This is a genomic window from Nocardia sp. MH4, assembly GCF_019266065.1.
Classification (GTDB): domain Bacteria; phylum Actinomycetota; class Actinomycetes; order Mycobacteriales; family Mycobacteriaceae; genus Nocardia; species Nocardia canadensis.
Genome location: NZ_LPNR01000056.1, coordinates 1 through 14,099 on the forward strand (window position 1 = coordinate 1; position 14,099 = coordinate 14,099).

The 14,099-nt window shown below is 69.8% G+C and carries 11 protein-coding genes; 4 read left to right on the forward strand and 7 right to left on the reverse strand.

What is annotated here, in order from left to right:
- Window positions 1-337 (reverse strand): MFS transporter (locus ATM97_RS03820; RefSeq protein ID WP_218716536.1); only part of this gene is annotated, 337 nt, incomplete at its 3' end.
- A 69-nt stretch (window positions 338-406) separates the two neighbouring features.
- Here ATM97_RS03820 and ATM97_RS03825 point away from each other — a divergent pair.
- Window positions 407-1,075 carry a TetR/AcrR family transcriptional regulator gene (locus ATM97_RS03825; RefSeq protein WP_218716537.1) on the forward strand — a complete coding sequence of 223 codons (669 nt, stop codon included), beginning with the start codon at window positions 407-409 and terminating at the stop codon, window positions 1,073-1,075.
- Between the two features lie 9 nt (window positions 1,076-1,084).
- Here the strand turns inward: ATM97_RS03825 and ATM97_RS03830 are convergent, their stop codons facing one another.
- From ATM97_RS03830 to ATM97_RS03840, 3 genes are read right to left on the reverse strand one after another with little or no spacing between them, the layout of a single operon-like run.
- Entirely contained in the window at window positions 1,085-3,346 is a 2,262-nt protein-coding gene (locus ATM97_RS03830; RefSeq protein WP_218716538.1) for a 3'-5' exonuclease, read from the reverse strand.
- Between the two features lie 42 nt (window positions 3,347-3,388).
- On the reverse strand, window positions 3,389-3,700 hold the full coding sequence (locus ATM97_RS03835; protein ID WP_218716539.1) for an antibiotic biosynthesis monooxygenase: 312 nt from the start codon (window positions 3,698-3,700) through the stop codon (window positions 3,389-3,391).
- Between the two features lie 13 nt (window positions 3,701-3,713).
- The gene (locus ATM97_RS03840; RefSeq protein ID WP_218716540.1) at window positions 3,714-5,051 is read right to left on the reverse strand and encodes a diguanylate cyclase domain-containing protein; all 1,338 of its coding nucleotides are present in this window, start codon (window positions 5,049-5,051) and stop codon (window positions 3,714-3,716) included.
- A gap of 84 nt (window positions 5,052-5,135) precedes the next feature.
- On the opposite strand from ATM97_RS03840, the gene ATM97_RS03845 reads away from it, so the two are divergent.
- Window positions 5,136-6,329 (forward strand): beta-ketoacyl synthase N-terminal-like domain-containing protein, encoded by a 1,194-nt coding sequence (locus ATM97_RS03845; protein ID WP_308248366.1) that lies wholly within the window; start codon window positions 5,136-5,138, stop codon window positions 6,327-6,329.
- Between the two features lie 10 nt (window positions 6,330-6,339).
- On the opposite strand, the gene ATM97_RS03850 is transcribed toward ATM97_RS03845, so the two are convergent.
- Window positions 6,340-8,166, reverse strand: a complete 1,827-nt coding sequence (locus ATM97_RS03850) for a GAF domain-containing protein (protein ID WP_218716541.1) — start codon at window positions 8,164-8,166, stop codon at window positions 6,340-6,342.
- Between the two features lie 141 nt (window positions 8,167-8,307).
- Between ATM97_RS03850 and ATM97_RS03855 the strand changes: the two genes are divergently transcribed.
- Window positions 8,308-9,087, forward strand: a complete 780-nt coding sequence (locus tag ATM97_RS03855) for a sigma 54 modulation/S30EA ribosomal C-terminal domain-containing protein (protein WP_218716542.1) — start codon at window positions 8,308-8,310, stop codon at window positions 9,085-9,087.
- A 4-nt stretch (window positions 9,088-9,091) separates the two neighbouring features.
- Here the strand turns inward: ATM97_RS03855 and ATM97_RS03860 are convergent, their stop codons facing one another.
- The gene (locus ATM97_RS03860; RefSeq protein ID WP_218716543.1) at window positions 9,092-9,724 is read right to left on the reverse strand and encodes a response regulator transcription factor; all 633 of its coding nucleotides are present in this window, start codon (window positions 9,722-9,724) and stop codon (window positions 9,092-9,094) included.
- A gap of 329 nt (window positions 9,725-10,053) precedes the next feature.
- Here ATM97_RS03860 and uvrA point away from each other — a divergent pair, with 329 nt between their 5' ends.
- On the forward strand, window positions 10,054-13,032 hold the full coding sequence (uvrA, locus tag ATM97_RS03865; RefSeq protein ID WP_218716544.1) for an excinuclease ABC subunit UvrA: 2,979 nt from the start codon (window positions 10,054-10,056) through the stop codon (window positions 13,030-13,032).
- A gap of 517 nt (window positions 13,033-13,549) precedes the next feature.
- Here uvrA and ATM97_RS03870 read toward each other — a convergent pair.
- Window positions 13,550-13,891, reverse strand: coding sequence for a DUF1844 domain-containing protein (locus tag ATM97_RS03870; RefSeq protein WP_218716545.1), 342 nt, complete (start codon window positions 13,889-13,891; stop codon window positions 13,550-13,552).
- Window positions 13,892-14,099 lie beyond the last annotated feature (208 nt).

The following is a 14,099-nucleotide window of genomic DNA, read 5'->3' on the forward strand; positions in this document are numbered from 1 at the left end:
CGATGCCCTGCGCGGCGCGCGCGGCCACCAGCTGCCACGGCGCCTGCGCGAGCCCGCCCGCCAGCGAGGCGATGCCGAAGGCGACCAGCCCCGCCGTGAACAGTCGGCGGCGGCCGTACAGATCGCTCGCCTTGCCGCCGAGCAGGAGGAAGCCGCCGAAGGTCAGGGCGTAGATGTGCACCACCCAGGCCAGGTCCAGTGGGGCGAAGCCGAGCGCGTCCCCGATGGCGGGCAGCGCGACGTTCATCACGGCCATGTCGAGGGCGACCATGAACTGCGCGACGCCCACGGCGGTGAGTACGGCGCGGGGATGCGGCGGCGACGAGTTTTTATACATGTATAAAAACTAACCGCACCGGCGGCCCCGTGTCCATACCCCCGCCGTCGGATGGGTCAAGATGGACCCATGCCGACACCGTCCTCGCAGCCCGCACGTACCGGCAGACCGGCGCGCCTGACCCGTGGCGACATCGTCGCCGCCGCGCACGCGGTGATCGAGACCGACGGCGTCGAGAAACTGACCATGCGCAGGCTCGCCGGTGCGCTGGAGTGCACCCCGATGGCCCTCTACCACCACGTCCGCGACAAGGACGAGCTGCTGCGCCTGCTCCTCGACGACTACGCCGACGGCATCACCTGGCCCGCGCTGCCCGATGATCCCCGGCAGCGGATCCTGGTGGCCGCCACCGCGATGTACGACGCGCTCGCGGCGCACGCCTGGATCGTGGAGGTGCTGGTGAACGGCGATCTGTTCGGCCGCTCGGCCCTGTGGGTACCCGAGACGATCATCGACGCCGCCATCGCCGCGGGGCTGAACATCGACCGCGCGGTGGCCGCCTACCGCGCCATCTGGCACTACACCGCGGGCGATCTGATCGTCACCGGCCGCTCGGCCCGCCGCGCCGCGCAGGGCCCCACCTATCGCGCCGAGGTCTTCGCGAACCTCGACCCCGACGCGATGCCGCGACTGGCCGAAGTCGGTTCCCGCTGGACCGAATTCGACGCCGTGAGCACCTACGCGACCGGGCTGGACGCGCTGGTCACCGGCCTGCTGGCCGAGGCCGATCGCGACTGAGGGGCGCGCCTAGCCGAGCGCGGACAGCACCTCGGGCAGCTTGTCGGCGTGCACGACCGCCAGGCGCTGGGTCGCACGGGTCAGCGCCACGTAGAGGTCGTTGAGCCCGCGCGGCGACTCGTCCAGGATCGCCTGTGGTTCCACCAGATACACCCGGTCGAACTCGAGACCCTTGGCATCGTGCACGGTCAGAACCTGCACCGATTCCCCGGCCAGCGTGGACAGCTCGGGGACGAGCGCGGCCGGCGCGAGGACCGCGCTGGTGCCGGGACCGTGCTCGGCCTCGAGCAGCCGCGCCACCTCGCCGGCCAGCTCGGCGGGCCGAACCCGGTAGGCACGGGGCGGATTGCCGGTCTCGCGGACCGAACGCGGCACCCGCACGCCGGGGTCGATCGCGGCCAGCACATCGGCGGCCACGGCCATGATCTCGGCGGGGGTGCGGTAGTTGACGGTCAGCTCGGTGAGCTTCCAGCGTTGCGCCACATACGGTTCCAGCACCCGCTGCCACGACGACGCGCCCGCCGGATCGCCGGTCTGGGCGACGTCGCCGACCACGGTGATCCACCGGTTCGGAATGCGCCGCATCACCATGCGCCAGGCCATCTGCGACAGTTCCTGCGCCTCGTCGACGATCACGTGACCGTAGGTCCAGGTGCGGTCGCCCGCCGCGCGCTCGGCGGTGGTCTGCCGGTTGCCGAACTCCTGGCGCTGGGCCAGCTGGGAGGCGTCGATGAGGTCGTAGGCCATGAGGATCTCGGGGTCGAGTTCGTCCTCGATGTCCTGGGGCGCGGAGCCGGTGAGGATGTCGAGGGCGTCCTGCGCCTCGGCCAGCTGGGCGCGCCAGCGGCGGCGGGCGCGTTCGCGTTCCTCGGTGTCGTCCACGCCGAGCAGCTCGGCGAGTTCGTCGAGCAGCGGGGCGTCGGCGGCGCCGAACGTGCCGTCGTCGTTGCGGACCAGCTCGGCCCGGTCCTCGGCGCTGAGAGTCTTGGCGGCGCGGTCGAGCCGGGCCGGGTCGGCCAGCAGGTCGGCCAGCACCTCCTGCGGGGACAGGATCGGCCAGAGCGCGCTGATCGCGGCCTGGACCTGCGGGTCGGCGCGCATCTCGTCGCCGATCTCGGTGAGGTCGGCCGAGCTGAGCAGGCTGGTCCCGCCGGACAGGTCGGCGCCCATCGTCGCGGCCAGCTGATCGGTGAGCGCGTCGATCACCGAGGACGCGAAGATCGGCCTGGCCAGGTTGTGCGGTCGGCGCGAGGACCTGGCCCGGCCCCTGGCCTTGGTCGCGATCTTGCGATCCAGCGTCACCGGATAGCCGTCGAAGGTGAGTCGTACGGGTTCGGCCGGCACCTCCTGGCGATCGCGCACCGCCTGCTTGAGCACCTCGAGCATGTCGAGGGAGCCCTTGATCTCGCCGGCGCGCAGGGTGTCCTCGCGCACGGCCTTCACCCCGGGATACAGGTCGCCGATGGTCGACAGCAGCACGCCGGTCTCACCGAGCGAGGGCAGCACCTGGCCGATGTAGTCGAGGAAGGTCGCGTTCGGGCCGATGATCAGCACGCCGCTCTTGGCCAGCTGCTGCCGGTAGGTGTACAGCAGGTAGGCGGCGCGGTGCAGCGCGACCGCGGTCTTGCCGGTACCCGGCCCGCCCTGGACCACCAGCACGCTCTTGTGCTCGGAGCGGATGATCGCGTCCTGCTCGCTCTGGATGGTCTCGACGATGTCGTTCATGTGGCCGGTGCGAGCGGCGTTGAGCGCCGACAGCAGCGCGCTCTCGCCGCCGACCCCGTCGTCGGTGCCGACCGCGCCGTCGCGCTCGGCGGCCCGCAGGTCCAGGTACTCGTCGGTGATCGCGGTGACCGCCCGGTTGCGCGAGCGGATGTGCCTGCGCCGGACCACGTCCTCGGGATTGGCGGTGGTCGCCAGGTAGAACGGGCGGGCCAGGGGAGCGCGCCAGTCCAGCAGCAGCGGCTCGTAGTCGTTGTCCTCGTCGAGGATGCCGAGCCTGCCGATGTAGCGGGCCTCGGGCTCGTCGCCGTCCAGATCGATCCGGCCGAAGCACAGACCGTGCTCGGCGGCGTCGTATTTGGCCAGGTCCTCGCTGTAGAGCTGGGTGAACGACTCGCGCTCACTGCGTGCCTGCGGGGTGCCGCCGGACTCCAGCAGCACGGTCTTGAGCCGGTTCTGCGCGTAGTCGCGCATGCCGTCGAGCCGGTCGTAGAGCACCGAGAGGTACTGCTGTTCCGCGGCGCGATCATCGGCGAGGCGGTCGGGCAAAACAGGACTCCTTTGTCACCGGCGAGAACAGAGTTGTCGAGTCTACTCGGCGAACAGATCGCCACCGACGATCGGCGTGAAGTGCTCGACCACGGGAAACGGGTCGTAGAAGTGGTGCAACAGCGCCCGCCAGCGTTGATATTCCGGCGATCCGCGGAAACCCGCGGTGTGGTCGGTCAGCCGTTCCCAGCGCACCAGCAGCAGATAGCTGTCCGGACGTTCGACGCACCGCGACAGCGACAACCCACCGAAACCCGGCATCGACGCGATGATCGGCGCGGCCTCGGCAAACGCGGCCTCGAAGTCCTCGGCCAGACCTGCGCGAACGGGCAGCACCGCGTGTTCGATGATCACGCCGACCAGTCTGTCAGGAGGCGTGAGTGTTGTTCGATCGACGATTCTGACCGAGACCGAGGTCACGATGACCTGACGGCTTGTCGCGGTACATCGCCAGGTCGGCGTCGTGCAGGACGGCCTCCGGGGTGCGGTGTTCGTGCGGTCCGAGCTCGGTGATGCCGATCGAGGCGCTCACCTCCAGCCGGTGCCCGCGGGCGATGATCGGCTCGGCCATCGTGGTGCGCAACCGCTCGATCAGACCGGGCAGATCGGTGCTGTGCGGATGCCCGGCGAGCAGGACCAGGAACTCGTCGCCGCCGAGCCTGCCCACCAGGTCCTCGGCCCGCAGCGCGCGCTGCAACCGCTGGGCGACGATCTGCAGCACCGTGTCGCCGATCGCATGACCGAGGGTGTCGTTGATCGCCTTGAACCCGTCGAGATCGATGAACAGCACCGTGGTGACCAGGCTGCCGCCCTCGTCGGCCAGCGCGGCCGAGAGCTGGGACAGGATCAGCGAGCGGTTGGCCAGCCCGGTCAGCGCGTCATGGGTGGCCTGGTACTCGAGCTGGCGCCTGCTGGCCCGGAACTCGGTGATGTCGGCGAAGGAGGACACTCCCGAGGAGTGCGGGGTGTCGGGGTTGAGCAGCCGGCAGTTGCACGACAGCCACACCTGCTGCCCGTCGGTGCGCTCCACGCCGAAGATGAACTGGGTGACGGCCTCGCCGGTCGCCAGGGTGTGCGCCATCGGATGCCGGTTCGTCGGCATCGGCTGCCCGTTGCGGTCGATCAGGCGCAGCGGCAGTTCGTCGATGGCGTGCCCGATCACCGGTGTCGCGTCGTCGATGCCGAGGATCCGCCTGCCCGCCGGATTGATCGACTCGACGCGTCCGCGCGGATCGACGACGAGCACGCCCTCCTCCAGCTGCGAGACCACGGTGGTGAAGTGCGCCTCCGCCCGGCGCGCCGAGGCCTCCGCGGCCCGCTGCGCGGTCAGGTCGTGCACGACCACCTGGTAGGCCAGTGCGTCCTGCCACGCTGTGAGAACCGACACGGTCTGCACCGGCACCGTCCGGCCGTCGAAGCGCACCAGGTCCATCTCGGTGGGCGGGGACGCGGCGCCCTCGGCGGTGAGCTGGTCGATCCGGTCGAGCATCGCCGGGATCGACTCGGGATGCACGAACCGGGTGATGGGCAATCCGAGCAGGTCGTCGGGGGTGCGGGCGCCGAGCAGCCGGACCATCGCGGGATTGGCGAAGACCACGATTCCCGCCTCGTGCACGCAGATCGCGTCGGGCGTGTGTTCGACGAGCGAGCGGTATCGCTGGGCGAGCTGTTCGGCGCTCGCCGCGTCGGTATTGGTTTCTCCCACTGCGATACCCCCGATCTCGACCTGGTCTGGCGACGGCGAACAGGACTATTGTGGGGACCCTCGATGAGATCCGCGAGGAGCGATGTGAAACCGGACGTGCGTCCCGGCGGCATGGTCCACCGCCCCGATTCTATGTCGATCGCGGGCATCGGTGTCGTCTCCGCCTTCGGCTGGGGCCGTGAGCAGCTGTGGCAGGGAGTTCTGGGGGGTAAACCGTCGGCCCGGCTGTACCCCGGATACGGTCCCGAGCGGGACCAGCACGCCTGGGTCGGCCGGATTCCCGACGGGGGTGATCTCGCCCACGGAGCCGGTCTGTTCGGGCGCGCCGTGCACGCGGCGGCCGCCGAGGCCGTCGCCGACGCCGAAGCGCGCGGGTGGCGCGCGGCGGGGCGCACGGTCGGTCTCGTGCACGGATTCACCCTCGGTGACGTCGCCGACTGGCGCGAGTTCTATCTCACCGACCACGGCCACCGGCGCTCGCGCGACTACCTGCGGATGCTGCCCTCGACCCCGATCTCGGTGATCATGCAGGAATTCGGTTTCCACGGCCCCGCGATGAACGTCTCGGCGGCCTGCAGCACCGGCGCGGCGGCGCTGCTCACCGCGAAGATGTGGCGCGAGGCCGGCCTGGTCGACGACGTGCTGTGCGTCGCCACCGACCTCTCGGCGACGCCGGAGATGCTCGAACACTTCGTCCGGCTCGGCGCCGCGGTCGGCCACGCCGACCCGTTCACCGCGTGCCGGCCGTTGCAGGAGGGATCGCTCGGTTTCACCATGGCCGAGGCGTCGGTCGCGCTGCTGCTCACCGATGCCGTCGACGCCCCGTACGCCCGGGTCCTCGGCGGCGCGATGACCAACGACGCGTTCCACGTCGTCTCCGTCGACCCCGACCACACCCAGCTGATCGACTGCACCGAGCGCGCGCTGACCGCGTCCGGGGTCACGGCGACCGAGGTGGCCTACGTCAACGTCCACGGCACCGGCACCGGCCAGTGCGACGCCGCCGAACGCCACGTGCTGACCTCCGTGTTCGCCGACCGCCCCGCGATCACCGCGCTCAAACCGCTCACCGGGCACTGCCAGGGCGCGGCCGCCGCCGTCGAGGTCGCCACCATCGCGCTGTCCTATCAACGCGGCATCGCGGCCTCGGCGCCGATCGTGGCGCCCGCGCACCCGCGGCTGCTGGACGGCCCGGCCCCGATGACCGACGGTCCGACGGTGAAACTGTCGATGGGGATGGGCGGCAACAACGCCGCCGTCGTGCTCGGACCGGCCTGAGCGGTCGCGCTCAGTCGCTCTCGCCCGCCTCCGGGCCGCCTGCCAGCGCGTAGCCGCCGGTGGTCGGTGCGTCCTGCGGCAGCGGGACCGCCCAGCGCAGCTGGGTACCCGGCATCTCGGGGTGGTTGCCGTCGGCGTCCGGACGCTTGGCGGGCCCGATCTCGAAGTGCCCGCTCGCCTCCTGCGCGCGCTGCTCGAGATTGCGCAGCCCGCTGCGGATGACGTGGTTGGGGATGCCCCAGCCGTTGTCGGTGACGGTGATCGTCAGGTCGTCGGCCACGTCGATGACGATCGCGACGGTGTCGGCGCCGGAATGGCGGACCGCGTTGCTCACCGCCTCGCGCACCACCGCCTCGGCGTGATCGGCCAGCTGCGGGTCCAGGACCGACAACGGACCCGACACCTGGATGGTGGCCCGCAACGCGATGTCGGCGGTCTGGCGCCGGATCGCCACCTCGAGCCGCTGCTGCAGGCCCGCGCTGTGGTCGGGGCCGCTGGCGTGCAGGTCGAAGATGGAGGTCCTGATCTCCTGCACGACTTCCTGCAGGTCCATGATCACCGTCGAAAGACGTTGCCGCACTTCGGGAACCACTGCCTTGGGCAGGGTGGCCTGCACGGTCAGGCCGATGGCGAACAGTCGCTGGATCACGTGATCGTGCAGGTCGCGGGCGATGCGGTCGCGGTCGGCGACGATGTCGAGTTCGCGCATCCGGCGCTGCGCGTCGGCCAGCCGGACCGCCAGCGCGGCCTGATCGCAGAAGGCCGCGGTCAGTTCCAGCATCTCGTCGGAATAGGGGGCGAAGCCGGGCGGGCGGATCGTCACCAGCACACCGAGCGTGGCATCGGGGGTGCACAGAGGCAGCACGAGTGCCGGTCCGGCGCCGGGCAATTCGGCGCCGGGGAACTCGACGCCCAGGGTCACCGTCGAGACGTCGTCGAAGCGCAGGGGCGTGCGCCTGCTGAACGCGTCGCCCAGGGCGGTGCCGGCGATCGGGACCGTCTGCCAGTCCTGCCCGGCGTCGGGTCCGGTCCACTGGGTGATCACCAATTCCGAGATCTCGCCGGGTAGTTCGTCCGGCACCGGCACCGAGGCCAGGAATGCCTGATGCGAGCCGGTGAGGCCCCGGGCGTGGTCGACGACATGCGCCAGCACGCGGTCGGATTCGGTGCCGGCGAGGAACTCGGTGGCGATGTCGCGGGTCGCTTCGATCCAGGCCTGCCGGGTCCGCGCCTGTTCGTAGAGCCGGGCGTTGTCGACCGCGATGCCCGCCGCGGCCGCCAGCGCCAGCACCAGGACCTCGTCCTCCTCGGTGAACGGCTGGCCGTCGGACTTCTCGGTCAGATAGAGACTGCCGAAGACCTCGTCCCGGATACGCACCGGCACACCGAGAAACGTGTGCATCGGCGGATGACCCGCCGGGAAGCCGATCGAGGAGGAATGTTCGGTGAGATCGTCCAGGCGCAGTGGCGCCTTCTCGGCGAACACCGCGCCGAGCACGCCATGGCCCGCGGGTAATCGCCCGATCCGGTCCCGGATCTGGTCCGGCATGCCCTCGTCGATGAACTGCGAGACCTGCTGGTCGTGGCCGCGGACCGCGAGCGCGCCGTAGCGGGCGTCGACCAGGTTCATCGCGGTGCGCACGATCGTGCGCAGGGTCTCGTCGAGATCCAGGCCCGCGGTGACCGTCAACATGGCCTCGACCAGGCCGTCCATCCGGTCGCGGGAACCGATCATCACCTCGACGCGATCGGCCACCTCGCCGAGCAGTGCGCGCAATCGCTGCTGGGAGACCGTCCGGCCCACCGAATAGCGGCCACCCCGACCGTCATTCGTCATCGCCGTATCCGTTCGCCGCGCCACCCCAACCGTCGAACGCAAAGTCTAGTCCGCAAGGTGGGGACTTTCGGCCCTTCACCCACAAGGGCCCCCATGGTGGCATAGGGCACCGGGAAAAGGGATCGAGAAGTGGGGCAAGAGATGAATTCGTTGTCGACGACCCAGCACTGGACGACCGCCGCGGACCCGGAGCTCGCGGTGACCACCTGCGGCGAGGTACCACCCCAGGACGTCACCCGCGCTGTCCGCGCCATCACCCGCGTGATGCGCAGGCATCACCTCGACAGTCCGGCCCGCGTGCGCGTCACCGCGCCGCAGGGTTCCGACGAGCCGACGCTGGTGCAGGCCAACATCCGAACCAACGACACGCTCACGCGCGTGCAGGTCACCGGTCCCGGCGGCTTCGCCGTCACCTTCGCCGCCGAGCGGCTGGATCGTCAGCTGGCCCGGCGCGCGGGCAAGGAATCCCGCGGCGCGTGGCCGGATCCGGCCCGGCGCCCGCTGGCTCAGATCACCGAGACCCGTCCGATCATCCGCCGCAAGGACTGTGCGCTGATGACGGGCACGCCGCTGGAAGCCAGCACCGTGCTGGACGCGATGGATTACGACGCCTACCTGTTCACCGACGCCCAGACGGGCGAGGACGCGATCGTCACCTGGGCCGATCCGCACGGCGTCAGCCTGGCCAGGCAGCGGCACACGGCCGCGGCGGGGGAGTCGGCCGAGCTGCCGCTGACCGCCAGCGCCATGCCGGTCCGCGTCGTCCAGGACGCCGCGCCGGTCTACGCCGCGGACGAAGCCTCCGACGTGCTGTGCACCGGCGGCCTACCGTATCTGTTCTTCACCGACAGCCACACCGGCCGCGGCAACCTGCTCTACCGCCGCTACGACGGCGACCTGACGATCGTCGTCCCCTCCTGATTTCTTACGGTTCGCGCAGCTTGGTCGCCAGCACGGCGGCCTGGGTGCGGCGTTCGACGCCGAGCTTGGCCAGCAGCCGGGAGACGTAGTTCTTCACCGTCTTCTCGGCCAGGAACATCCGCGCGGCGATCTGCCGGTTGGTGAGCCCCTCGCCGAGCAGCTCGAGTAATCGGCGCTCCTGCTCGGTGAGCCCGGCCAGCGCGCCGGAGGGCTCGGTGCTGCGGCGCAGCCGGGCGCGCAGGGCGTCGGCCGCGCGGGTGTCGAGCAGCGAGTGGCCGGCGCCGACCTGTTTGATCGCGTCGGCCAGCTTCATCCCGTCGATGTTCTTCACCACATAGCCGCTGGCACCGGCCAGGATCGCGTCGAGCATGGCGTGCTCGTCGGAGAACGAGGTGAGGATCAGGCAGCGCAGGTCCTCGAACTCGGCGAGCAGATTGCGGCACAGCTCGATGCCGTTGCCGTCGGGCAGGCGGACATCGAGCACCGCCACGTCCGGCCGCGCCTCGCGAATGCGCGCCATCGCCTCGGCCACGCCACCGGCCTGCCCGATCACCCTGAGTTCTGGATCACCCTCGAGCAGATCGATCAGCCCGCGCCGGACGATCTCATGGTCGTCGACCAGGAAAACCTCGAGCACGCCGGCTCCTTCATCATGTCGATCGCCCCACCCCTGCCGTCAAACATAATCCGTACGCCGAAATAGTGGGCGCAGACCGGGAACTCGACCACCACGCCCCGACCCCCAGGAGGGGCAGGCCGCGCAGCGGCCGTCGCGGCCGTCCCGCCGATCGGGCGCCGTTGCGCAAGCGACGAAGGAGCAAGCAACGGCGCCCGATCGGCGGGACAGGAGGGGCCGCGACCTCGAGCGCGCCAGCGCTCCAAAGTTTCTGTCGGTGGGTCCGCCTAGCATGGCGAGCGGGGGTTCATGTCCGGTCGGCGGATGACGATGGAGAAGGGATTCACCAGGTGGCGGAACGCCTCACTGTGCGCGGAGCTCGGGAACACAACCTGAAAGGTGTCGACCTCGATCTGCCTCGTGACAGCCTGATCGTGTTCACCGGTCTGTCCGGTTCCGGGAAGTCGAGCTTGGCGTTCGACACGATCTTCGCCGAGGGGCAGCGTCGCTACGTCGAGTCGCTGTCGGCCTACGCGCGGCAGTTCCTCGGACAGATGGACAAGCCCGATGTCGACTTCATCGAAGGCCTCTCGCCCGCGGTGTCGATCGACCAGAAGTCGACCAACCGCAATCCGCGGTCGACGGTCGGCACCATCACCGAGGTCTACGACTACCTGCGCCTGCTCTACGCCCGCGCGGGCACCCCGCACTGCCCGGTGTGTGGCGAGCTGATCGCCAAGCAGACCCCGCAGCAGATCGTCGACCAGGTGCTGGCGATGGAGGAGGGGCTCAAGTTCCAGGTCCTCGCGCCGGTGGTGCGGACCCGCAAGGGCGAGTTCGTCGACCTGTTCGACCAGCTCAAGACCCAGGGCTACTCGCGGGTGCGGGTCGACGGCGTGGTCTATCCGCTGACCGATCCGCCGAAGCTGAAGAAGCAGGAGAAGCACGACGTCGAGGTCGTCGTCGACCGGCTCGCGGTCAAGACCGCGTCCAAGCAGCGCCTCACCGACTCGATCGAGACGGCGCTGCGGCTGGCCGACGGCATCGTGGTGCTCGACTTCGTCGACCGCGACGAGCACGCGCACGACCGGGAGCGCCGCTTCTCCGAGCGTCTGGCCTGCCCGAACGGACACGCGCTCGACATCGAGGACCTCGAGCCGCGCTCGTTCTCCTTCAACTCGCCCTACGGTGCCTGCCCCGACTGCACCGGCCTGGGCATCCGCAAGGAGGTCGACCCGGAGCTGGTGGTGCCCGATCCGGAGCTGAGTCTGGCCGACGGCGCCATCGCGCCGTGGTCGCGCGGGCAGACCGCCGAGTACTTCAACCGGCTGCTGTCGGGCCTGGCCGAGTCGATCGGCTTCTCGATGGACACCCCGTGGCAGGACCTGCCCGCCAAGGCCCGCAAGGCGGTGCTCGAGGGCAGCTCCGACCAGGTGCACGTGTCCTACGTCAACCGCTACGGCCGCAAGCGCTCCTACTACGCCGACTTCGAAGGCGTGATGCCGTTCCTGCACCGGCGGATGGACAACACCGAGTCCGAGCAGATGAAGGAGCACTACGACGGCTACATGCGCGATGTGCCGTGCCCGGTGTGCCACGGCGCCCGCCTGCGCCCGGAGATCCTGGCCGTCACGCTGGCCGCCGACGGCACCGACAAGTCGATCGCCGATGTCAGCGATCTGTCGATCGGCGAGTGCGCGCACTTCCTGAACTCGCTGACGCTGGGGGAGCGCGAGGCCGCGATCGCCGGTCAGGTGCTCAAGGAGATCCAGGCGCGCCTGGGCTTCCTGCTCGACGTCGGTCTGGAGTACCTCACGCTCTCGCGCGCCGCGGCGACGCTGTCCGGCGGCGAGGCCCAGCGCATCCGCCTGGCCACCCAGATCGGCTCCGGCCTGGTCGGCGTGCTCTACGTGCTCGACGAGCCGTCGATCGGTCTGCACCAGCGCGACAACCGCAGGCTCATCGAGACGCTGCTGCGGCTGAAGAACCTGGGCAACACCCTGATCGTCGTCGAGCACGACGAGGACACGATCCGTGCCTCGGACTGGGTCGTCGACATCGGCCCGCTGGCCGGTGAGCACGGTGGCCGGGTGGTGCACAGCGGTCCCTACACCGAACTGCTCACCGAACCCGAATCACTCACCGGCGCTTACCTTTCCGGCCGGGAGCAGATCGAGGTGCCGATGGTGCGCCGCCCGATCGACAAGAAGCGCAGGCTCACCGTCGTCGGCGCCACCGAGCACAATCTGACCGGGATCGACGTGGCGTTCCCGCTGGGCGTGCTCACCGCGGTCACCGGTGTCTCCGGCTCGGGCAAGTCGACCCTGGTCAACGACATCCTGGCGACGGTGCTGGCGAACAAGCTCAACGGCGCCCGCCAGGTGCCCGGCAGGCACACCAGGATCAACGGCCTGGACCACCTGGACAAGCTGGTGCAGGTCGACCAGTCGCCGATCGGGCGCACCCCGCGCTCGAACCCGGCCACCTACACCGGTGTCTTCGACAAGATCCGCACCCTGTTCGCCTCGACCACCGAGGCCAAGGTCCGCGGGTACCAGCCGGGCCGATTCTCCTTCAATGTCAAGGGCGGCCGCTGCGAGGCGTGCTCGGGCGACGGCACCCTCAAGATCGAGATGAACTTCCTGCCGGACGTCTACGTCCCGTGCGAGGTGTGCCACGGCGCCCGCTACAACCGCGAGACCCTGGAGGTGCACTACAAGGGCAAGACCATCGCCGAGGTGCTGGACATGCCGATCGACGAGGCGGCGGAGTTCTTCGAGCCGGTCACCTCGATCCACCGGTATCTCAAGACCCTGGTCGAGGTCGGGCTCGGGTACGTGCGGCTCGGCCAGAGCGCGCCGACCCTGTCCGGCGGCGAGGCCCAGCGCGTGAAGCTGGCCGCCGAACTGCAGAAGCGCTCGACCGGGCGCACGGTCTACATCCTCGACGAGCCGACCACCGGCCTGCACTTCGAGGACATCCGCAAGCTGCTCAAGGTGATCAACGGGCTGGTCGACAAGGGCAACACGGTGATCGTCATCGAGCACAACCTCGATGTCATCAAGACCTCGGACTGGGTCGTCGACATGGGTCCCGAGGGCGGTTCCGGTGGTGGCACCGTGGTCGCGACGGGCACGCCGGAGGACGTGGCGCAGGTCTCGGGCAGCTACACCGGGCAGTTCCTCAAGGAGGTGCTCGCGGCACCGGCACCGGCCAAGCCCGCGGCGAAGAAGGCGGCGGCCAAGAAGGCGGCTCCCGCCGCGAAGAAGGCCCCCGCCGAGACCGCCGCGGCCAAGCGTCTGGCGCGAAAGGCGGCCGCCCTGCGCTGAGGCCGGATATCCTCGCGCGCGGGGACTTTCCGAAAACGCGACAAAGTGAAACACCTGTGGGTAGCATTCGCCTCACCGTTGCCGGAATACCGGACAGTAACGGTCAGTCGAACCGGCATCCAGTGGTGTCTCGCGCCCGTGGGCGGCGCGATCGCGGGTGTCGTGCAGTACGAAAGGAACGTCCCCATGGATGAAGCCACCACGGCGCTCATCGGCCAGATTCTGTCTTTCCTCAGTGGCGGGTCCTCGCTGGCCTACACGCCCACCAAGCCGACTGCCTGAGTCGGGCGGAATCGAAAGGAACCACTGAGCATGGAAACCGGAAGCGCAGGCCTCGCCAGCATCTTCACCGCTCTCGCCAACGCGATCGCCTCGGGCTCGGCCATCGCCGTGACCCCGGGCACGCCGCCCGCTCCGACCCCCACGGTCTGAGCGCGACCTCGTAAGCCTCTGTAGACGAAGATCCGCCGGCGCACCTGCGCCGGCGGATCTTTTCGTTGCGCTGTTCCCGGACGGCTCAGTACACGGGGCCGGTGTACTTCTCGCCCGGCCCCGCGCCCGGCGCGTCCGGCACCGAGGAGGCCTCGCGGAACGCGCGCTGCAGCGCCTGCAGGCCGTCGCGGATCGGACCGGCGTGCGGGCCGAGGTACTCCACCGACGCGGTGACCAGGCCGGCCAGCGCGGTGATCACCCGGCGGGCCTCGTCGAGATCGACGTGCGCCCCGGAGTCCGGGTCGTCGGCGGCGAGCCCCAGCTTCTCCGCGGCCGAACTCATCAGCATCACGGCGGCCCGGCTGATAACTTCGACGGCGGGGATGTCGGCCAGGTCGCGCACGGGGGGATCGAGCTCGTCAGTCATGCCGACAAGGCTATAGCGGCCCCGGTGGGGCTCGTCCGCGCCAGGCCGATTCGGCGATAGCGGAATGCGATGCTAGACTTTCCGCTGACGACCGCCCCTGGTTGTGTCATGCAGCTCTGGGGCAGATAAGTGGAGCCCGACTCCCACCGTTACCGGCGAGCGATCGTACTGGACAAACGGTCCCGGTCACCCGCCCGATGTGGCGGGT

Coding starts and splice junctions, on each gene's coding strand:
- ATM97_RS03870 (WP_218716545.1), bottom strand. CDS start 13,891: ATGACTGACGAGCTCGATCCCCCCGTGCGCGACCTGGCCGACATCCCC.
- ATM97_RS03825 (WP_218716537.1), top strand. CDS start 407: ATGCCGACACCGTCCTCGCAGCCCGCACGTACCGGCAGACCGGCGCGC.
- ATM97_RS03855 (WP_218716542.1), top strand. CDS start 8,308: ATGAATTCGTTGTCGACGACCCAGCACTGGACGACCGCCGCGGACCCG.
- ATM97_RS03850 (WP_218716541.1), bottom strand. CDS start 8,166: ATGACGAATGACGGTCGGGGTGGCCGCTATTCGGTGGGCCGGACGGTC.